The sequence below is a fragment of the Methylomonas rosea genome (genome assembly GCF_024505055.1).
Lineage (GTDB): Bacteria > Pseudomonadota > Gammaproteobacteria > Methylococcales > Methylomonadaceae > Methylomonas > Methylomonas rosea.
On record NZ_JANIBL010000020.1, the window covers coordinates 51,220 to 70,477 of the forward strand.

At 50.1% G+C, this 19,258-nt stretch carries 19 protein-coding genes; 14 read left to right on the forward strand and 5 right to left on the reverse strand.

Going from position 1 to position 19,258, the window contains the following annotated elements:
• The first annotated feature begins 451 nt into the window (after positions 1 to 451).
• The 6 genes from NP589_RS08380 (at position 452) to NP589_RS08405 (ending at position 8,377) form a co-directional block, all read left to right on the forward strand.
• Positions 452 to 2,239: a DUF2341 domain-containing protein gene (locus NP589_RS08380; RefSeq protein ID WP_256606576.1), complete on the forward strand. Its 1,788-nt coding sequence runs from the start codon at positions 452 to 454 to the stop codon at positions 2,237 to 2,239.
• Positions 2,240 to 2,372: 133 nt separating this feature from the next.
• Complete coding sequence (locus NP589_RS08385; RefSeq protein ID WP_036276642.1) at positions 2,373 to 2,777, forward strand: ExbD/TolR family protein; 405 nt, start codon at positions 2,373 to 2,375, stop codon at positions 2,775 to 2,777.
• Positions 2,778 to 2,789: 12 nt separating this feature from the next.
• Positions 2,790 to 3,452, forward strand: coding sequence for an energy transducer TonB (locus tag NP589_RS08390; protein WP_064009660.1), 663 nt, complete (start codon positions 2,790 to 2,792; stop codon positions 3,450 to 3,452).
• 18 nt (positions 3,453 to 3,470) lie between these two features.
• Positions 3,471 to 5,165 carry a putative porin gene (locus NP589_RS08395; protein WP_256606577.1) on the forward strand — a complete coding sequence of 565 codons (1,695 nt, stop codon included), beginning with the start codon at positions 3,471 to 3,473 and terminating at the stop codon, positions 5,163 to 5,165.
• An 11-nt stretch (positions 5,166 to 5,176) separates the two neighbouring features.
• Complete coding sequence (locus tag NP589_RS08400; RefSeq protein ID WP_256606578.1) at positions 5,177 to 5,836, forward strand: hypothetical protein; 660 nt, start codon at positions 5,177 to 5,179, stop codon at positions 5,834 to 5,836.
• Positions 5,837 to 5,989: 153 nt separating this feature from the next.
• Complete coding sequence (locus tag NP589_RS08405; protein WP_256606579.1) at positions 5,990 to 8,377, forward strand: tetratricopeptide repeat protein; 2,388 nt, start codon at positions 5,990 to 5,992, stop codon at positions 8,375 to 8,377.
• Positions 8,378 to 8,425: 48 nt separating this feature from the next.
• On the opposite strand, the gene NP589_RS08410 is transcribed toward NP589_RS08405, so the two are convergent.
• From NP589_RS08410 to NP589_RS08425, 4 genes are read right to left on the reverse strand one after another with little or no spacing between them, the layout of a single operon-like run.
• Entirely contained in the window at positions 8,426 to 9,202 is a 777-nt protein-coding gene (locus NP589_RS08410) for a CpsD/CapB family tyrosine-protein kinase (protein ID WP_256606580.1), read from the reverse strand.
• A gap of 18 nt (positions 9,203 to 9,220) precedes the next feature.
• Positions 9,221 to 10,963, reverse strand: coding sequence for a lipopolysaccharide biosynthesis protein (locus NP589_RS08415; protein WP_256606581.1), 1,743 nt, complete (start codon positions 10,961 to 10,963; stop codon positions 9,221 to 9,223).
• A 1-nt stretch (position 10,964) separates the two neighbouring features.
• The gene (locus NP589_RS08420; protein WP_256606582.1) at positions 10,965 to 12,236 is read right to left on the reverse strand and encodes a porin family protein; all 1,272 of its coding nucleotides are present in this window, start codon (positions 12,234 to 12,236) and stop codon (positions 10,965 to 10,967) included.
• 25 nt (positions 12,237 to 12,261) lie between these two features.
• Positions 12,262 to 12,903 (reverse strand): polysaccharide biosynthesis/export family protein, encoded by a 642-nt coding sequence (locus tag NP589_RS08425; protein WP_256606583.1) that lies wholly within the window; start codon positions 12,901 to 12,903, stop codon positions 12,262 to 12,264.
• A 235-nt stretch (positions 12,904 to 13,138) separates the two neighbouring features.
• On the opposite strand from NP589_RS08425, the gene NP589_RS08430 reads away from it, so the two are divergent.
• Genes NP589_RS08430 through NP589_RS08450 form a run of 5 tightly spaced genes read left to right on the forward strand, consistent with a single transcriptional unit; the run spans position 13,139 to position 15,944 of the window.
• Positions 13,139 to 13,489, forward strand: coding sequence for a HopJ type III effector protein (locus NP589_RS08430; RefSeq protein WP_256606584.1), 351 nt, complete (start codon positions 13,139 to 13,141; stop codon positions 13,487 to 13,489).
• A 5-nt stretch (positions 13,490 to 13,494) separates the two neighbouring features.
• Positions 13,495 to 14,550, forward strand: a complete 1,056-nt coding sequence (locus tag NP589_RS08435) for an NAD(P)/FAD-dependent oxidoreductase (protein WP_371929657.1) — start codon at positions 13,495 to 13,497, stop codon at positions 14,548 to 14,550.
• The gene (mnmM, locus tag NP589_RS08440; RefSeq protein ID WP_256606585.1) at positions 14,525 to 15,112 is read left to right on the forward strand and encodes a tRNA 5-(aminomethyl)-2-thiouridylate-methyltransferase MnmM; all 588 of its coding nucleotides are present in this window, start codon (positions 14,525 to 14,527) and stop codon (positions 15,110 to 15,112) included. The genes NP589_RS08435 and mnmM overlap by 26 nt, the downstream gene beginning before the upstream one ends.
• 36 nt (positions 15,113 to 15,148) lie before the next feature.
• Positions 15,149 to 15,463, forward strand: coding sequence for a pyrimidine/purine nucleoside phosphorylase (gene ppnP, locus NP589_RS08445; protein WP_256606586.1), 315 nt, complete (start codon positions 15,149 to 15,151; stop codon positions 15,461 to 15,463).
• Between the two features lie 7 nt (positions 15,464 to 15,470).
• A complete protein-coding gene (locus NP589_RS08450; protein ID WP_256606587.1) occupies positions 15,471 to 15,944 on the forward strand; it encodes a LabA-like NYN domain-containing protein in 474 nt (157 codons plus the stop codon).
• A 19-nt stretch (positions 15,945 to 15,963) separates the two neighbouring features.
• Here the strand turns inward: NP589_RS08450 and NP589_RS08455 are convergent, their stop codons facing one another.
• Positions 15,964 to 16,518, reverse strand: coding sequence for an outer membrane protein assembly factor BamE (locus NP589_RS08455; RefSeq protein ID WP_256606588.1), 555 nt, complete (start codon positions 16,516 to 16,518; stop codon positions 15,964 to 15,966).
• A gap of 116 nt (positions 16,519 to 16,634) precedes the next feature.
• Between NP589_RS08455 and fur the strand changes: the two genes are divergently transcribed.
• The 3 genes from fur to lolD are packed head-to-tail and all read left to right on the forward strand — an operon-like array spanning position 16,635 to position 18,998.
• Positions 16,635 to 17,057 carry a ferric iron uptake transcriptional regulator gene (gene fur / locus NP589_RS08460; protein ID WP_026146882.1) on the forward strand — a complete coding sequence of 141 codons (423 nt, stop codon included), beginning with the start codon at positions 16,635 to 16,637 and terminating at the stop codon, positions 17,055 to 17,057.
• A 2-nt stretch (positions 17,058 to 17,059) separates the two neighbouring features.
• Positions 17,060 to 18,307, forward strand: a complete 1,248-nt coding sequence (locus NP589_RS08465) for a lipoprotein-releasing ABC transporter permease subunit (RefSeq protein ID WP_256606589.1) — start codon at positions 17,060 to 17,062, stop codon at positions 18,305 to 18,307.
• Positions 18,300 to 18,998: a lipoprotein-releasing ABC transporter ATP-binding protein LolD gene (gene lolD / locus NP589_RS08470; RefSeq protein ID WP_256606590.1), complete on the forward strand. Its 699-nt coding sequence runs from the start codon at positions 18,300 to 18,302 to the stop codon at positions 18,996 to 18,998. Before NP589_RS08465 ends, lolD begins: the two co-directional genes overlap by 8 nt.
• The last annotated feature ends 260 nt before the right edge of the window (positions 18,999 to 19,258 follow it).

Sequence of the window (19,258 nt, forward strand, 5' to 3'; positions counted from 1 at the left end):
TGTCAGATTTCGGGTATTACATTACCGAAGGCCGTCATTCCGGCATGGATTGCCGGAAGCCAGGCTCCATGGATGGTTCGAAGCTCGCTATCCATGGCACTGGATACCCTCTCTTGTACCCTGCGGATATGAAGAACTTCTTTCGAATCTGACAAAGTAGAACTAAGCACACGTCTATCAATGTTGCGGTTTTGAATCTGCTTAGCTACTGCTTACAGATGAAGCGGCCAAGCATATTTTGTAACTTTTCAGCGCATCCATACCCATGTATGGCCGAATTCATTCGGCCTGAGTAGAGGGTTTAGACAGGCAGGTCGAATAAATTCGATCCTGAAAACCAAGGGGGCTGAGTTAGCTTTTTTGCGAATTTTTTCGATAGCGGTGGCCTCGTCATAATCATGTAAAAAACCCTTGTGATAATTCCCGTATAAATTTTGATCTGAGAGTAAGCATGAGACGAATCGGTTTTTTAGTGATCACCCTGTTGATGATGCCGGGCCTGGCACAAGCCTGGTGGAACGATGAATGGGGATACAGAAAGAAAATAACCATTGATGCCCAGCAGTTGCAGCAAGCGGGCGTTAAGCCGGTGGCTGAAGGTTTGGTGTTGGTGCGTCTGCATACCGGCAATTTCAGTTTCTTTGCCGATTTGGGTGAGAACGGCAAGGATTTGCGCTTCATGGCCGGTGACGACAAAACCCCATTGAAATTTTATATCGAGAAAATCGACACGTTGAATGAAATGGCTTTGATTTGGGTGAAACTGCCCAAGGATATCGCGACGGCCGACGAGCCGATGTTCTGGATGTATTACGGCAATCCCAAAGCTGTCGACGGCCAGGATGTACCTGGAATATTCGATGTGGCGCAAGCACTTGCCTATCACTTTGAAGCCGGTCCGGTTAAGGATGCCACCGCGTATGCCAATCAACCGGCTACTGCGACGCAGACCGTGGTGGAAGGCGGCGCGGTAGGGGCGGCGGGTGGCTTCGACGGCAGTCAAGCTATCCGTATCACCGCAACGCCGGCCATTCAAATGGCGGTAGAGTTTGGTTGGACCGTATCCGGCTGGGTAAAAATCGATCAGGCGCAAAGTAATGGGGTGGTGTTTCAACGTGATGGCCTGATTTTATCTGTTAGAGGGCAAACGCCGGTTTTGGAGGTAAATCGTAAGGAATTGGTGAGCCCGGTCGATCTGAACTTGGCGGCTTGGCAACACTTGGCGGTAGCGGGTAGCAAAGACGGTTTTACCTTGTATGTCGATGGCAAGGCAGTCGGCATTTTGCCCGCCAGCGTGTCGGCATTGCTGGGTGATATTAGCATCGGTGCGGCGGTCGACGGTTCGCGCGGTTTTGTCGGGGCGATAGACGAATTCGGCATCGCCAAGGTCGCTCGCGATCAGAACTATCTGCAATTCGCGGCCATGATGCAGGGCCAATCTTCAGCCCTGTTGAACTACGGCGAAGACAGCACGCCGGACAGCGAAGGTGGCGGTGAATCCTATCTGGTCTCGACACTGAACAACGTCACTATCGACGGCTGGGTGATCATCGGAATCTTGGGGGTGATGTTTGTGATCAGTACCCTGGTAATGATCAGCAAGGGTGTTGTGTTAAGCCGTACCCGTAGCGAAAACAAGAAGTTTGAAGAAGCCTTCAGCCGCTTGGGGGCCGCGAATATTACCAATTTGGATCACCAGGACGAGGAAGGTCAGGAAGATTTCGACGCATCGCCGTTGTTATTGTCATTGACCGGCAATCATGCCGCCTTTGCCGGCTCATCCATCTACCGGATTTATCACGTCGGCGTGCAGGAAATGAACAAACGTCTGCCCAAGGGCGTTGGCGCTGATGCTGCTGATCATTTGTTGTCTGCGCAAGGCTTGAATGCGGTTAAGGCCTCCATGGATGGCGTGTTGGTAAGGGAGCTGCAAAAACTGAATTCACAAATGGTGTTGCTGACTATCGCGATTTCCGGCGGTCCGTTCCTGGGTTTGCTGGGTACCGTGGTCGGGGTAATGATCACGTTTGCGGCGATTGCAGCCAGCGGCGAGGTTAATGTCAACGCGATTGCGCCGGGTATCGCGGCGGCTCTGGTGGCGACGGTGGCGGGTCTGGCCGTGGCGATTCCAGCGTTGTTTGGTTACAACTATCTGGGTAGCCAGATCAAGATGGTAACCGCCGATATGCATGTGTTCGTTGACGAGTTCGTTGCCAAATTGGCCGAGCAGCATAGCTAATTTGCCAAAAAATGTAGGTCGGGTTGATTAGGCGTCAGCCGTAACCCGACATGTTGGCTTCGAGGTGTCGGTTAACGCTCTATCGAGCGAACCCAACCTATGAAACCTGATCTGTGGGTCAAGAGAATATTCAATGAAAGTTCAAGAAGAAAACGCCGCGTACGACGAAATCAACGTCACGCCGATGCTGGATTTGGCGTACGTGCTGTTGGTGGTGTTTATTTTAATGACCACCGCGGCCGTGCAGGGCGTGCAAGTCAATCTACCCAAGGCCAGCAATACGCCCAGTTTGGCCAAGCCACAAACCAAAGCCATTACCGTCACCGCCGACGGCACCATTTTTCTGGATACTTTTCCGGTAACGATGGAGCAACTGGAATCGACCTTGCTGCAATACAAGGCGGCTAACCCGGAGCTGCCGGTAGTGGTGAAAGGTGATGCCACGGTGCAGTATCAAAGCGTGGTGGATATTTTAGCGTTGCTGGGCAAGCTGGAAATTACCCAGGTCGGTTTGGTGACGCAAAGTCTTGTCAAATAGCGCCATTCAACCATGTCCGAAAAGAAACACTTACGGGTGTATATCCCGAGAATTATCGGTGGCTTGCTGGCTGCGTTAGCGATTTTTTATGTGGTGAAAATCATCATGGATTTCATCGATAAAAAACCGGCGAAAAGCGAGAAAAAAATTCAACCGATTACGTTGATGAAACCACCGCCTCCGCCACCCCCGCCACCGAAAGTGGAAAAGCCGCCCGAGCCGGAAATCAAGGAAAAAATCGAACAACCGGAGCCCGAACCGGAACCGATGCCGGAAACGCCACCCGACGAAGCTCCGCCCCGCGATTTGGGTTTGGATGCCGAAGGCACGGCGGGTTCGGACGGTTTCGGATTGGCCGCCCGTAAAGGCGGCACCGGCCTATTTGGCGGCGGTACCGGCAATCCTTACGCCTGGTACGGCGGCTTGGTGAAAAACGGCATTCTTAATCTATTAAGCAGCCACGAAGAACTGCGCCGCAAGGGCTATACCGCCATCGTCAAAGTCTGGCTGAAAGCCGACGGCTCGGTGGAACGGGTCGAATTAGCCAAAGGCAGTAACGATGCCGATATCGATGAATTGCTTGGCCGCTTATTGAACAAGTTCGACCGAGTAGCCGAGGCGCCGCCGCCAGGCATGCAGCAGCCGATCAAGCTGAAGATTTCATCACGTATTTAAAAATAAACAGGTAGAACAATGGCGAATAAGAAACAGCTGATGGCCCTGGCGCTATCCGGGCTGATCGGTGCGGTGCAGGCCGGAGAAAAGGAAGAGTTGCTGAAACTGCGCAACACCACCACTAATTTGATCAAGCAATTGGTCAAACAAGGGGTGATCACCGATAAGGCTGCCAACGAGATGATCAAACAAGCCGAAGTTGAAGCGGGTCAGCAAGTTGCCGAAGCCAAGGCTGCCGGTGCCAAGGAAGCTGTGCCTGCCGATGAAGTCCGGGTAGCTTACGTGCCGGATTTTGTCAAAGACGAGATTCGTCAGCAGGTGCGTAGTGAGTTACGCGAAGAAGTGGTCGGCGATGTGATGCAAAAGGCCAAGAACGAACAATGGGGCATGCCGAATGCGTTGCCTGACTGGATCAAACGCTTCAAATTATCTGGCGATATTCGTTTGCGCTCGCAGCATGAATATATGGCCGACGAAAATATCGCCAATTCTTATATCGATTGGCAAGCGGTTAACGAAAGAGGCGGTCTGAACGCTGCGGGTGTGGATCAATTTTTGAATACCACTACTGACAGACAACATTTTCGCGAACGCTTGCGCTTGGGTATCGATGCCATCGTCACCGATGGTTTGAAAGCCGGTGTGCGTTTGGCGACGGGTAATCAACGCGATCCGGTATCCACGAATCAGTCTTTGGGTTTTACCGGACAGAAATACGATTTCACCGTGGACCGGGCTTATCTGCAATACGATGCGTTCGACGATAACAAATTCAAATGGTTGACCTTGTCGGGCGGTCGGATCAAAAATCCTTGGTATACCGGCGGTGGCGAGTTTACCGGCGGTAGCGAATTGGTGTGGGATACGGATTTGTCTTTCGAGGGTTTTGCCGGCACTCTGCGCCACCGTTTGGGCGGTTCGGACAGCTTGATGGCTAACGACGATCAAACCCATTCCGTGTTCGCCACGGCGGGCGCGTTTCCGCTGCAAGAATCGGCTCTGAGCAGCGATAAATGGTTGTTCGGCGGTCAGGTCGGGGTGGATTGGGGCTTTATCAATCAAGACAATTTAAAGGCGGCCCTGGCTTATTTCGATTACGTCAACGTCGAAGCTAAACAAAGTACCAGCGTTTTAGGCACCTGCGATCTTAATACGCGCGGTAATACCGCTTCGCGGCCCGAATTCATGCAGGGCGGCAATACGCTGGCGTCGATCTGCCGAGAAGGCACCGGCGCCTTGGCTTCCAATCCGGGGATGGTCGGTTTGGCGTCCGATTACAATATCGTCAATGCCAATATCTCCTACGAAATGGCCATGTTTGCCCCTTATCGTTTGCGCTTAAGCGGCGACTACGCCAAAAACGTCGGCTTTAATAAAGCCGCAGTCAGCCGGATGCTTAATGGCACTGTGGTGGAGGGTAAAACCAATGCGTGGCAATTTAGGGCCGATTTCGGCTGGCCGCGGGCCGAAGTGGCCGGACATTGGAATGTGTTTGCCGCGTATAAGTACGTGGAGCGCGATGCGGTATTGGACGCTTTCACCGATTCTGACTTCCACCTAGGCGGCACCAATAGCAAAGGCTGGTTCATCGGCGGCAACTATGGCTTGATGAAAAATGTCTGGTTAACCGGCCGCTGGTTGAGTGCCGATATTATCACCGGTGCACCGCTAGGTATCGATGTGCTGCAGATCGACGTCAATACGCAATTCTAGGCAGGTTGTCGATGAATAAATTACCGATAGTAGCAGTAACGGTTGTGCTTTTAGCCGGCGGTTGCTCTGCCAGTCTGGCCGCGCCGCGTGAGGCCGCGAAGAACGACGGAGCTGTGTTAAAACTACAAGCCATGGTTAAAAGCCTGACCGCCGAGCGCGATGCGGCCAAAGCGGAATCGGCCAAGTTAGCCGAAGAGCTGCAGGAGCTTGAGCAGTTGAAAAAAGCGCATTCGGCGGCGGTTGCGGCCAAGGAGCAAATCAGCAGCGAGTTGTCCGCGCAGCGACATTCCAACGGTGAAGTACGCGAGCGTTTGGAAAAAACTAACACCAGGCTTTCCGAGGTGATTGAAAAGCATAAGGAAGTCAGTCAGGCCAAAGCGGATTTGCAGGCGCAATTAACCGCAATAAACGCCAAGCAGCAAGCTACCGAGCAGCAATTGGGCGTTTGCGATACTCATAATGTCAAACTTTACGAGGCCGCCAAAGAGTTGCTGGAGCGCTATGAAAACAAGGGTGCGCTGGCTAGCGTGTTGCAGAATGAAGCCTTGTTGCAATTCAACAGTGTCGAGATGGAAACCATTGTTCAGGAGTATGAAGACAAGTTGAACGCCGGTAAATATCAAAAACAAACCGCTGCGGATAGTGGCGCGGCGCCGGCTGGCGTCCAATAGTTTCTCCACTCAGGTGCGGCAACATGCCGCACCTCGACCCTCGCCGTTTTACTGAAAGCCTTAAGGCTTGGTCGCGTAAATAAGTTAAAATCCTAAAAGCGGCGCCCCATCATGGCAGCTACATAATCAAACGCACGAATTATCGAGAGACTAATGACAACGAAACAAAATTTTTTAAAAAATCTAGGCATTGTTGTGTTATCGACCGGCTTGGTGGCCTGTAACGGCGCCGATGAACGGAAAGCGAAATACATGGAAGAAGGTAAACAGCTATATCAAGCGGGCGATTATGAGAAAGCGTTGCTTGCCTATAAAAACGTGCTGCAAATCGATCCCAAGGATTGGGAAACTCACTTCCAGATTGCGGAAGCGCTGAGTAAACAAGGCAAAATCGAAAATGCCTTTAAGGAATACAGTACCGTCGTTGCCGGCAACGAAAATCACGTGATGGCGCGGGTTCGGGTCGGTCAGTTGTTGTTGTTGAATCGAGCGGTAGACGACGCGGAAAAAATGGTCGGCGAAGCGCTGGCCAAGGAACCGGATAATGTCGAGGCATTGGTTTTGTTTGCCGGCGTACAAGCAGCCAAAAATAACAGCGACGGCGCGATTATGACGGTGGAGCGCGCCTTGAAAAACAGTCCGGACGATGTGCCGGCTACTTTGATGATGGCTTCAATTCAGGCGCGCTTGGATAAAGTCGATCAAGCCATTGCCTTGTTGAAGCAAACGATTGAAAAGAAGCCTGAAAATGTTGCCTTGCGCAGCATGCTGGCCGGCTTGTACGCTAAAAACAATCAAATTGCCGAGTCCGAGGCGATGTTGGTGGAAATCGTCAAACTGGACCCGCAGCAGTTACAACATTATCGTACTTTAGCTTTGTTCCAGGTCGGTACCAAACAAGTCGATAAAGCCGAAGCGACTTTGCGCGATGCGGTAAGCAAATTGCCGGACAACGATACGGCCAAGACTTACTTAGTCGATTTCCTGTTGGAAAAACGCAGTCCGGAAGTGGCCATCGCCGAGCTGCTGCCGATGATAGAGCAAAAGCCGCAAGCGTATGAGTTGAAATTCAAACTGGCCAATATCCAGCTTTCCAAAAAAGAAATCGATAAAGCCGAAGCGACTATGAAAGAAGTCGTCGAACAGGATAAGTTAGGTCCCAGCGGCATCACCGCGCGGAATAAATTGGCTGCCTTGTATGCAATGACTAAGCGTGGCGACGAGGCTAAAGCCTTGATCAAGGAAGTGTTGGACAACAATCCGCGCGATGCCGAGGCTTTAACGCTGCGCGGTCAATTTGCCTTGGGCGAAAATAAAATTCCCGACGCGATTGCCGATTTTCGTTCGGTATTGGTTGATCAACCCAATAATATCGGGGTGCTGAAAATGCTGGCAGCGGCCCATCTTCGTAATAACGAGGAAGAACTGGCCAGAGAGAACATGGAAAAAGTGGTTGCTGCCGCACCGGGCGATGAGACTGCCCGGCTGGATTTGGTCAGCTTACATATGAAAGCCGGTCACCAGGATCAAGCAAAACAGCAACTTGAAGCACTGATTAAAGCGAATCCGAAAAGCCTGAAAGGCTTGGAAGCGATGTTTAAAATGGAGTTGTCGCAAAAGCATTGGGATAAGGCGCAGGACATTGCCAAGCAGGTGCAGCAGCTAGCGGATAAGGATGCCACCGGCTTTTATATGTCCGGTTTGGGGTATCAGGCGGAAGGTAAGCTGGAAGCAAGCACCGAAGCTTTTCAACAGGCCCTGGCGCGTAAGCCGGATGCAATTGAGCCTTTGACTGAGATGGTAAAAAGCTATCTGGTATTGAAGCAGGCGGATAAGGCTATCGGCAAATTACAGCAAGTTATCAAACAGCAACCTGATCATTTCATTGCTTACAATTTGATGGGCGGCGCTTATCTGAACGAACAAAAGTTTGCGGACGCAAAAACAGCATATAACAAGGCTTTAAGCATTAAACCGGACTGGTATAGCCCTTATCGGAATTTGGCCTTGATCGAACTGGCGCAAAAAAACAAAGCCGAGGCCATCAATATTTATAAAAATGGTATTGAGAAGACTAAGGGGGCGTTGGAGTTGGTTGATGATTTGGCGCGTTTGTATCATCGCGATGGTCAACATGAGCAGGTTCTGGCGCTTTATGAAGAGTCTTACAAACTGCATCCGGACTCGGTGGTCGCGGTTAATAATCTGGCCAGTTACTTGTCGGATTTTTCGTCCAGTCCGGATAGCCTGGAGCGTGCGGCTAAATTGGCCGAGCCTTTGTTGCTAACTAATAATCCCAATATGATGGATACGGCGGCTTGGGTTGCCTATAAACAAGGTAATTACGACAAAGCCAAAGAAATCATGTTGAAAGTGATCGAACGCGATCCGCAATCACCGATCAGCAATTATCATTTGGGCATGGTTTATTTCAAGCAAAACGATCCGGTTAAAGCCCGCGAGTATTTGCAAAAAGCGGTCGATAAAAAAGTCGAGTTTGATGGCTTGAATGAAGCGAAGGAAGTTTTGAGTAAACTCTGATAGGAAATGCAGGGACGTGGCTACCGCAAGTAGCCACGTCAAACCGGTTTAAATCCCGGTATAGCCGATTTTATTATCGGTAGCTTTATTGAATACTGTCCCCAGTACGTTGGTGTCTTTTAACAAAGAAGCCGCGTGCTTCAACTGCTCGGTCTTGGTATGACCCTCGTCGATCACCAGCAATACGCAATCTACATAAGGCGAGAAGCCTAGCGTATCGTCGTGCGACAAAATCGGCGGCATATCGAAAATAATGATACGCGAGGGGTAACGGCTTTTCAGTTCGTTAACCAGTCGTACCATCTTCGGCGAGCGCAGCATTTCCGTGGAGTTAAACAAGGGTTTGCCGGCCGGCAGGACTACCAGACGTTCTATGCCCGGATTAATCAGCATGGAGCTTAATTCAGTGTCATGCAGCAAATAGTCGCTAAGACCTGCGCCCGGCTGAATGCCGAATAATTGGTTGATGCTGGGATTCTGGAAGTTGGCATCGACCAGCAGGGCAGTGCGGTCAAGTTCCATCGCCATGCTGATGGCTAAGTTCGCGGCCGTAAGGCTATTGCCGGTACCGTCGCTGGGGCTGGTGATGGCCATCGTCTTCCATTCCATTGCGTCCATTTGTTGCAGGCAGCGGGTGCGCAACATTCTATACGATTCAAGCCATTTGGCTGGAGACGACGCCGAGATGATGCGGTTACTTTTAAGCAGGTTATGGTCTGGGGCATGAACACGGGTTTGGGTGTAAGAGATGTTAACCTTGTCGCCGGGTTGGGCGCCTGCTGACGATGGGGTGTTTTTTTCCGCGAGGCTTTGAATGGAGCTCATGAGTTTTCCCTTGAATGATTAGTTGCCCACAACACGCAATAATTTGTACCAGAACACATCGAGAGGCATGACGATAAGATGAAAGGCGAGTGCCGCTAACAGCAGGGTTGCCAAGCTAGTGATTACCAGCACTTTTCTACTTTTTATTTGATTTTGATTTTCTAGTTGACTCTCAAGATAGGGGATTGCCGCCAATGGTTCTACGCCAAGAATAGCGGTGACAGATTTCGGACTATTGATGGTTGGATCCAATATTTCCGCGAGCGCGACGGAACCAAAGCCAGAGGCGACCGCGAAAATCAATCCAAGAAAGAGGATGGCAATTCGGTTGGGACTTACCGGCTCTAATGGTTCTTGTGGTGGATCGATTAGCGTGAAACGTTCGCCTTTTCTCTCCATCTCCAATTGTTGAGAAATTTGCGCTTCCATTTCGCGAGCGCTAACTTCTCTATAGCGCAGATTGGTATTGTCTAACTCTTGCAGTAAGTCGGTATATTCTTTCTCCACTAATGGCGCTTGGCGTAAGCTATTGCGCAGTTCTTCCATGTTGGCCTTGATACGACCGCGAGTGTAATTTAGCGACTCTATTTCCGTGCGCACTGAATCAAGCTGTGATTTCAATGTGATATAAGCCGGGTTATCCGGTTGAATCGAGCTTTTACTGTATTCATTTTGCTTATTGTCAATCAGGCTTTGTTGCAAGGCGCCAATTTGTTTTTGCAGTTTTTGTACGTCCGGATGTTTATCCGAATACTGTTTTAACAATAACGCCAACTCGGCTTTTCTATCGGTTAGTTCAGCATTCATAGCGTTAAGATCGGTGTTTGAACCGATTTCTTTTTGTAATGACTCGATTTCGCGTTTGATTTTGATCACATCCGGATGGCTGGCGGAATGATTTGATAGCACGGAAGGATACTGGGATTGCAGTTCCTTCAAGCGGTCTTTCATATCGAATACTCGATTGCCTGTGGCGTTGGATGCCATCGCATTAGGGTCGATTTGTGCCAGTTCGCCTTCAAGATAAAAGCGTCTATCATTTAAAGAACGTTCCTGGCTGTCTAGCGATAGCAATTGATTGCTGAGCGATGTCAGTTCTTGTTGGTTGAGCGCGCTGATTTGCGGTAACTGGTTGAGATTTCTTTCTTTGAAGATAGCAAGGCTTTCCTGAATTTCCTGAATTTTGGCTTTTAGCCGTTTGGATTCCTCGCTCAAAAATAAGGCAGCGTTTTCGGCGGATTCGGTGCGGGATTTGATGTTTTCCTTCAGGAACAAAGATGTCAATTCATTGGCTACTTTTTGCGCAAGAGCTGGCGATTTATCATCGAATGTCAATGTGAAGGCGATAGTGGCTTGTGCCGAGGCGCCGCTGCGATGATCAGTAACGTCGGCGCTAATGGTTTCCACCTTTATACTTTTACGCATTTTTTCGAGGATGATCTCCTCTGTTTTCTTTTTGCGGTCATCGGCGTAAAGATCGTATTTTTTGATTATCTCGGCCAAATTCGGCCGCGTCATGATTCGTTGACTAATGACTTGAATCCTCTGGTCTGCAAACGTGGTGACAGTGGAATGAACCAGCTCCGAGGGAATCTCTTGTGCTTCAATCAGAATGGTCGATGTTGAGCGAAACATGGACGGTAACAATACCGCCAATAAGATACTGATTAGTGCGATGATCAGTAACGGGATAAATAAAAATTTTCTGCGTCGTTTGATGATCTTCAGATAATCCTTGATGTCGAGGGTATTATTTTCCACGCTATTTCACCTGACGATTGATTTGAGGTTGATATGAGAATTGTAGTTGCACGCTATTGCCTACGGCTGTTTGATCAGTCGACTCGAATTTTTGTTGTCGATAAGAATATGAGAACTCTAAATTGATGTCCGGGGTCCATCGCCACCTGATATTCGGTGAAACTGAAGCGTAAGTCCGGTTGTTGCTGACGTTAGTATTGTCAAAAGTTGAGACTGATTCTGCTAGCAAATAACCGGCATTAATTCCGGTACTCCAACGTTCGCTGAGATTGTAGTTGGCGCTCGCAGAGAAAGTTGTGGATGTTTGCTGCGTACCGGAACTGGCCGGATTCAATTGCTGTCCAGCACTGAAGTTAATATCTCCCCATTCACTTTTACGGGTCAATGCAGCTGAAAAAATATGGCCGCTAGTCGTTCTGGGTGGTGGATTAGAGCTGTTAATGATTGCTCCAGAATCGGAAAGCTTTGTTATTTGCGTAGTTTGCGTTTCGGTATTGCGGATTCCGGCCGAGAGAGACAGTTGAGTTTGTTCGCTAAAGGCATATTGCAGTCCTGCTTGATAATTGAGATTTGTCGATTTTTGACTAAAAGTTGTGGTTACAGGGAAGATAATAAATGTTCCCTGGAAATTGCTCGATGACTCAAATTCGGAATAGCTTCCAGTCACATTGAAAGACAGGCGCTCAGTGTAAGCATGCGTAGCGGACACGGAAAATTGTTGATTCGAATAGTCCGATAAGCTGCTGTTGCTGGCTATGCCCGGCGGTTTGTCAAACTTTACATCCATATAACCGTAGCCTAGCTGTAAGGAGTTCTTCTCCGAAAGGTAGTATGTGAAACTAGGTGAAATTGATTTCGTAGATTGAGCTACCTGGGTTCGGAGGTTACCTGAGCCGAATTCATCTAGTTGGGTGCTGAGTGTCGATTGTTCGGAATAGCCGGCTGTTAAAGCGGTCTTAAAAAGTTCGCCTCGGTACTGGTGTCCAATGTTGGCTAGCTTTTCAGAAAAATCCAAACTAGACTCCCCGTGATAAATGAGTTCATTCCACTTGAGATTAGTTTTTAGTTCTTGATTTTCTGCTAGATAACCGAGCATTAATCCGGGGGAAAGAGTGCTAATAAGGTTAGTGCGATTTGGGTTGGCTTGTAAGCGCAAATTATCGTCATACTTCTCTTTAAAGCTGAAATCAGGTTCAAACAGCCAGTCAAACGCGTAACTATTGCTGCTGAACAAAACCAGCGCGGGTAGCAAAAAATCCGTTTTTATCTTCATAGATAGTGCTTCTATCTAATTCCGCTCAGGGTACGGTGACCGTGTCTCCCGGTTCCAGCAGGATGTTTTGTTCCAGATCTTCGCCATCAATCACATCGCTGTAGTCGAACGGAAACACTTTAACTTGATCGCCGGTGCGGCGAATAATGCTGATCGAGCCTTCCTTGGCAAACACGGTCAAGCCGCCCGCCAGACTCAGCGCTTGCAGCACATCCAGGCGTCTGCCGGAAAACACTTGTCCGGGTTTGTTGACTTTACCTATTACGAAGATGGAGTTGCCTTGGTTGTTGAGTAATTTAACCGAAATGGAAGGGTCGGAAATATAGTCGGCCAGTCTGCTGGTCAAATTATCTTTCAGCTCGGTGATGGTTTTACCGGCGGCGCCTACCGTACCAATCAAAGGGAAAATAATGGTGCCGTCTGGGGAAATCAGGATTTGCAATTGTTGCAAGCCTTCTTCTTTCCAGACTGTGATTTCCAATGCATCGCCTGGTGACAGCTGGTAAGCCGCATAGTTAGTCTGCTCAATAGTCACCGTCGGTGCCGGGCTGGCGGTAGCGTTTACAGGTTCTATGGGCGGCGCGGGTGGGATCTGGGTTTCCGATTCCGCTAAGGCAGTGGTAGAGCAAAGCAGACAAAACGAGAAAAGAGTAATTATCTGTTTCAAAATGTATTCCTTTATGATGTTATTGAGGTTGCAATCCGTACGTTCCGAACCAAATGCCAAACAAAGTAGGGCCGGATTTTAATAACGGAATATAACAATAATAAGACGATCCCAAACGCAGTCCTAGGTGAGAAACACCTAGACATTTCATGCGATTATAACCGGGAATGACTGTGTTTTGTTCGAATTAGACTGTAATTTAACCAAATATTAATAAAGCTTTGGGAGTAAGCCAATGATGGTGAACGATTTTCTACAACGGGTTAAGTCCGGACAGCCGGTCGAATTTCAGGAAACCATAGTGGTTATCGCCGAGCATTATGATTACCAACCTACTGAATTCAGTAACGGCTTGCAACAACCTGTGGTAAACGAAGCGGGTCGTAACGAGGGCTCATGCAAGATTTTTGCATTTGCCAAATTGCATCAACTGACTGTCGAGCAAACTCTGGCGCTATTCGGTGATTATTATCGGCAGGATGTGCTTGGGAATCCGGCCGGCAACGATCATCAAAATATCAGAAACTTCATGCGCGATGGTTGGGGCGGCATTGTGTTTAAAGGCGAGGCCTTGCAAGCCAAATAATTGCCGTGCAAATCGATGTACTGCTGATCGGTCAGGGTTTGGCAGGTAGTTTACTGGCCTGGGAATTATTGCAACGGCAATTGCGCATAGTGGTGGTGGATGTCGGCGCGGAGAACGCCTCGCAAGTCGCGGCCGGTTTGATCAATCCGGTTACCGGTCAGCGCCTGGTAAAGCAGGTGGATCTCGAAACGTTGCTGCCGGCCGCGATGCATGTTTATCGGCAACTTGGGATGCAGTTTGGGCAATCTTTTTATGTGCAAATGCCGATGCTGAAAATTCTGCGCACGGAAAAAGAGCTTGAAATTGCCGAGCGCCGCTTAAGTCAGCCGGATTATCGCGACTATCTATTGGGTTTGGCGCCCGCTCCCGCAGAGCTCGATGCAGCTTACGGTGTGTTACAACAAGGGAAAACCGGCTATTTGCGCACCGAAGCGCTATTGAGTCAGCTGCGCGATTTTTTGCTGAACAAACACTGTTATCGGCGTAATACTCTGCAATACGGTGAAATTAACCTGGAGCCGTCACTGCGCTGGCATGACATCTACCCCCGGCACATCGTGTTCTGCGAAGGCTATCAGGCGGTTACCAATCCATGGTTCAAGTATTTGCCGTTTCAATTGGCAAAAGGCGAAATCCTGGGCTGTGAAAGCAGGCAAGATATTCCGAAACACATTTTGAATTACGGGCATTGGCTGATTTCACTTGAGTCCAGGCGCTTTAAAACCGGCGCCACTTTCGATACCAATCAACTGGATAATTTGCCGACCCAAGCAGCGAAAACCGCTTTATTAGCGAGCTTGCGTGCGGTTTGTCCTCAGCAGCAACCCCTTGATGTTTATCAACATCGGGCCGGAATCCGGCCGGCCACACTGGATAAGCAGCCATTTATCGGCACTCATCCTCGACATTCGCGACTGCATATTTTCAATGGCTTTGGCGCCAAGGGCAGTTTGGCTATTCCCTGGTATGCCGCACGGTTTGTCGATTACCTGCAACAGCACGCCGGCTTGCCGCCAGCCTGTAATATACGCCGCTATGATAAATCGCATTTCCCTGCTTGAAACTGCTCACGATATCGTCAGCTCATACCTTGAGCCGGAGGACATTGCTCTGGATGCAACGCTGGGCAACGGTCACGATACGGTGTTTTTGGCGCGGTGCCTTGGAATCGGCGGGCATGTGTTTGGCTTCGATATTCAACAGCAAGCGCTGATCAACAGTTTTCAGCGTTTACTTCAGCATGATTTGCAGCGCCGGGTGACACTGCGTCTCGCCAGCCATGCCGATATGCTGTCGCATATTCCCGCGCAATGGCATGGTCGGGTGAGGGCGGTGATGTTCAATTTGGGTTATTTGCCCGGCGCCGACAAAACCGTGATTACCCAAATCGATTCAACACTGGCTGCCTTGGATAGCGCGTGCGTTTTGCTGGCGCCGTGTGCCGTGATCACGGTATTAGCCTATCCGGGTCACGCCGGCGGGGATCTGGAAACCGAGCAGTTGGCGGCATGGTGCCGGCAGTTGGATGGGGCGTGTTTCACTTCGGAAGTTGTGCTTAGCAGTCACGACAAGCCCAGCGCGCCCAGGCTTTTTGTTATTCGCAAACAAGCTGATCTGCTATGATTGCGCTCCTTTTTTTACTAGTAACAGATGTGCATCATGTCAGAATTCAATAACGTCACCATCGTCAAGCAGGCCAATGTCTATTTCGACGGCAAAGTGAATAGCCGCACGATACGTTTTGCCGACGGTTCGTCAAAAACCTTGGGATTCATGCAGCCCGGCGAATATACCTTCAACACGGCTGAGCCCGAGTTGATGGAAATTCTGGCTGGGGAATTGCAAGTGTTGTTACCTGGTAACGATGCCTGGCAAGCGGTGAAAGGTGGCGAGTCTTTCAATGTCCCTGGCAACGCGGAATTCACGATGAAGGTAAGTATTGCCAGCGATTACTGCTGTTCTTTTTTGAAGTAAGCGCTGGATGGAAAAAGTAGCGATTTTTGTCGACGTCCAGAATATTTACTACACCACCCGGCAACGCTACCAGAAACATTTTAATTACACTGCGTTTTGGCAGCAGGCAACCGCAGGTAAACAGGTTGTCGCTGCCATTGCTTATGCCACTGATCGCGGCGACAGCAAGCAGCAGGGTTTTCAGCAAATCCTGAAAAACATAGGTTTTACCGTCAAACTAAAGCCCTATATCCAGCGCCGCGACGGCACCAGCAAGGGTGATTGGGATGTGGGGATCACGTTGGATGTAATGGATTATGCCGCGCGTGCGGATCGCATCATTCTATTGTCCGGCGACGGCGATTTCGAGTTGCTGTTGCAAAAGGTGCGCAACGATTTTGGCACTGCCAGCGATGTTTACGGGATTCATAGTTTAACCGCACCGGCCTTGATTCAGGCAGCCGACAATTTTATCGCGATAGCCGGCGCACTATTGCTCTAAAGCGTTTCCAACGGATGACCTATTTTTTGTCGGGGTCTTCTTCCACCAATTCTTTGCCTTCCTCTGCGGAACTGGCGGCTTCTTTGGGCTCGGTAGCGTTTTGATTGTTTCTGCGGGCAAAGGTGTCGGGTTCGTCGCTGCCGAACAAACCGCTGATTTTTTCCCACATCGAGCGTTCCAGATCGCGTTTTGGTACATCGACGCTGGTTTCCGTGGATTCTTTGACGACCGGCATCGAGCTGGGCCTGAAGTCGCCTTGCACACCCATCAAATTGTCGCCGTTGAAAAATAAGGACACCCGTTTTTGCACCCGGTCTTCGCCGCCCGGTTGTTCGGAATATAAATAGTCCCAGCGTTTTTCATGAAAGGCATCCGATAGCATCGGCGAACCCATGATATACAAGACTTGACGTTTGGTCATATTCGGCCGGAGTTGGTTGATCATGCTTTGGTCGATGATATTGCCTTGCTCAATATCCAGGGTGTACACGCCGGGTAAGTTAGTAAGGATGGTGCTGCAAGCGTTAATCGATAAACTGGTGACGGCCGCTAGCAAAAAAGTCGATTTTTTCATGAGGAGTGAATGGAGTCTGACGACAAACGATGGGCCATTATCCCATAATTCTGTCAGCGGCTTGGCGCAAAAAACGATACAATGTTGCGGATTATCGGTTTAAAGGAGGCGGGCTTGTGGAAACTCAGGATTTGCGTAATGCGGGCTTAAAGGTGACCTTGCCCAGAATCAAAATTCTGGAGATTCTGGAAAAACAGCAGGACGACAGACATTTGTCGGCCGAGAAGGTCTACAAAATCTTGTTGGCCGAAGGCGAGGAAATTGGCCTGGCCACTGTTTACCGCGTGTTAACACAGTTCGAAGCTGCCGGTCTGGTTAATCGTCATCATTTCGAGGGCGGCAACTCCATATTCGAACTGAATAGCGGCGGTCACCACGATCATGTAGTCTGCATGAAGTGTGGAAAAGTCGACGAATTTACCGATGAAGTCATTGAAAAACGCCAATCGGAAATCGCCCTGAGACTGGGTTATACCCTTACCGATCACAGTCTCTACCTTTACGGTTATTGCGCCGCTTGTAAACCTCCAAAAGCCTAAGCATGTTTAAACCTCTCATCCTGTATATCGGGTTACGCTATACCCGCGCCAAAAAACGCACCCAATTCATCTCGTTCATCACCTTAACATCCGTGCTTGGTATCGCGTTGGGGGTAACGGCGTTGATTACCGTGTTGTCGGTGATGAACGGTTTCGAAGCCGAATTGCGCGAACGCATCCTGGGCATGACCGCCCACAGTACCATCACCGGCCGCTTTGGTCAGCTAGACGATTGGCAAGCCTTGGATCAGCGTACGCGGAGCATGCAGCATGTGGAGGGCGCGGCGCCGTTTATTCATGGTCAAGTGATGGTCAACGCCGACCGGCAAGTTAGCGGTACCTTGCTGCAAGGCGTGTTGCCAGAGTACGAAGCTAAAGTGTCGGAAGTTGCCAACAAAATGATGTTCGGCAGCCTGAACGATTTGGTGCCCGGCGAGTTCGGTATCATCCTGGGCGCCGAGTTGGCCAATTACCTGGGGGTGATGATGGGCGATAAAGTCACCGTGATAACCCCGCAAATCAACTCAACCCCAGCGGGTATTCTGCCGCGCATGAAACGCTTCACCGTGGTGGGGGTGTTCAAAGTCGGAATGTACGAATACGACCGCAACATGGCGCTGATGCACCTCGACGATGCCGGCAAATTGTTCCGCTTGGAGCAGGCCGTATCCGGTTTGCGTTTGAAACTGGACGACTTATTCAACGCTCCACGCATCACGCAAGGCCTAGCCGATACCTTAGGCGACGAGTTTCGGGTCAGCGATTGGACCAAGGCCCACAGCAACTTTTTCCGCGCCGTGCAAACTGAAAAGCGGGCGATGTTTATCATCTTGTTGCTGATCGTCGCGGTAGCGGCGTTTAACATCGTCTCCACGCTGGTGATGGTGGTCACAGATAAGCGCGGCGACATTGCCATTCTGAAAACCCAGGGTTTATCCAACGGTTCAGTGATGGGCATTTTTATCGTCTTGGGTTGCATCATCGGCAGCATAGGTACCTTACTAGGCACGGTCGGCGGCGTTTTGCTGGCTTTGAATGTCGAGACCATCGTCCCGGCTATCGAAAAAGCTTTTGGTGTGCAATTCATGGCTGCCGACGTGTATTACATCAGCGAAGTGCCGTCAAAACTGATCTGGACCGATGTGTACTGGATAGCCTGCGTGGCGTTTTTACTGTCATTGCTGGCTACGTTGTACCCAGCCTGGCAGGCGGCGCGTATCAATCCGGCCGAGGTGTTGCGTTATGAATAATACCATCGTGTTGCAATGCCAGCAGTTAACCAAACGTTACGAGCAAGGCGATTTAAACGTCGAAGTCTTGCGTGGTGTCGATTTGGCGATTGAAGCTGGTCAACGCGTCGCCATTATGGGCGCGTCTGGTTCCGGCAAAAGCACCTTGCTGCATTTGCTGGGTGGTTTGGAAAAACCCAGCTCCGGCTCGGTGATGTTGGATGGCGCCGATTTGAATAAGATTAGCGCCGGCAAACTCAGCCAACTGCGCAATCGTTCGCTGGGTTTTATTTATCAGTTCCACCACTTGCTGGGTGAGTTTACCATCCTGGAAAACGTGGCGATGCCGTTGTTGATTGGCAACCGATCCATCAAGCAAGCCCAACAACAAGCCGCCGAATTGCTCAAGCGCGTCGGCTTGGGACACCGAGTGTTGCACAAACCCGGCGAATTGTCCGGCGGCGAACGGCAACGCGCCGCCGTGGCCAGGGCTTTGATCAATCAGCCCAAGTGCGTGTTAGCCGACGAGCCGACCGGTAATCTGGACAGCAAAACCGCAGAGCAGATTTATCAACTGATGCTGGAACTAAACCAGGAATTGCAGGTGAGCTTTTTGGTGGTGACGCATGATCCGGATTTGGCTGCCAGGATGGATAGGGTGTTGTATATGGAGGATGGGGTGATTGTGCCGGAAAGGGTGCATCACATTTAACCGCTAGTTTCTGGCGATGCCCTAGTTTTCTCGGGATTTACTCCCTCTCCTGCTGGAGAGGGTTGGGGTGAGGAGATTTGAATTAGGTGTCGCTATCGCGACGGCTAGTTTTAATGTCGGTTCGCGGACCGACAACCGCGATACTTTCTTTTGCTTGGCCAAAAGAAAGTATCCAAAGAAAAGGCCACCCGAATGCCGCTTGTATCCTGCGCTCCGGAGCTTTTATCGAGGGTCGGCGGAAGGGGCTTCCCAGCCCCTCC

Bases quoted from the DNA above. Each gene is read 5' to 3' on its own strand.
- NP589_RS08380 (WP_256606576.1), top strand. From the start codon at position 452: ATGAGACGAATCGGTTTTTTAGTGATCACCCTGTTGATGATGCCGGGC.
- NP589_RS08385 (WP_036276642.1), top strand. From the start codon at position 2,373: ATGAAAGTTCAAGAAGAAAACGCCGCGTACGACGAAATCAACGTCACG.
- NP589_RS08390 (WP_064009660.1), top strand. From the start codon at position 2,790: ATGTCCGAAAAGAAACACTTACGGGTGTATATCCCGAGAATTATCGGT.
- NP589_RS08395 (WP_256606577.1), top strand. From the start codon at position 3,471: ATGGCGAATAAGAAACAGCTGATGGCCCTGGCGCTATCCGGGCTGATC.
- NP589_RS08400 (WP_256606578.1), top strand. From the start codon at position 5,177: ATGAATAAATTACCGATAGTAGCAGTAACGGTTGTGCTTTTAGCCGGC.
- NP589_RS08405 (WP_256606579.1), top strand. From the start codon at position 5,990: ATGACAACGAAACAAAATTTTTTAAAAAATCTAGGCATTGTTGTGTTA.
- NP589_RS08410 (WP_256606580.1), bottom strand. From the start codon at position 9,202: ATGAGCTCCATTCAAAGCCTCGCGGAAAAAAACACCCCATCGTCAGCA.
- NP589_RS08420 (WP_256606582.1), bottom strand. From the start codon at position 12,236: ATGAAGATAAAAACGGATTTTTTGCTACCCGCGCTGGTTTTGTTCAGC.
- NP589_RS08430 (WP_256606584.1), top strand. From the start codon at position 13,139: ATGATGGTGAACGATTTTCTACAACGGGTTAAGTCCGGACAGCCGGTC.
- mnmM (WP_256606585.1), top strand. From the start codon at position 14,525: ATGATAAATCGCATTTCCCTGCTTGAAACTGCTCACGATATCGTCAGC.
- ppnP (WP_256606586.1), top strand. From the start codon at position 15,149: ATGTCAGAATTCAATAACGTCACCATCGTCAAGCAGGCCAATGTCTAT.
- NP589_RS08450 (WP_256606587.1), top strand. From the start codon at position 15,471: ATGGAAAAAGTAGCGATTTTTGTCGACGTCCAGAATATTTACTACACC.
- NP589_RS08455 (WP_256606588.1), bottom strand. From the start codon at position 16,518: ATGAAAAAATCGACTTTTTTGCTAGCGGCCGTCACCAGTTTATCGATT.
- NP589_RS08465 (WP_256606589.1), top strand. From the start codon at position 17,060: ATGTTTAAACCTCTCATCCTGTATATCGGGTTACGCTATACCCGCGCC.
- lolD (WP_256606590.1), top strand. From the start codon at position 18,300: ATGAATAATACCATCGTGTTGCAATGCCAGCAGTTAACCAAACGTTAC.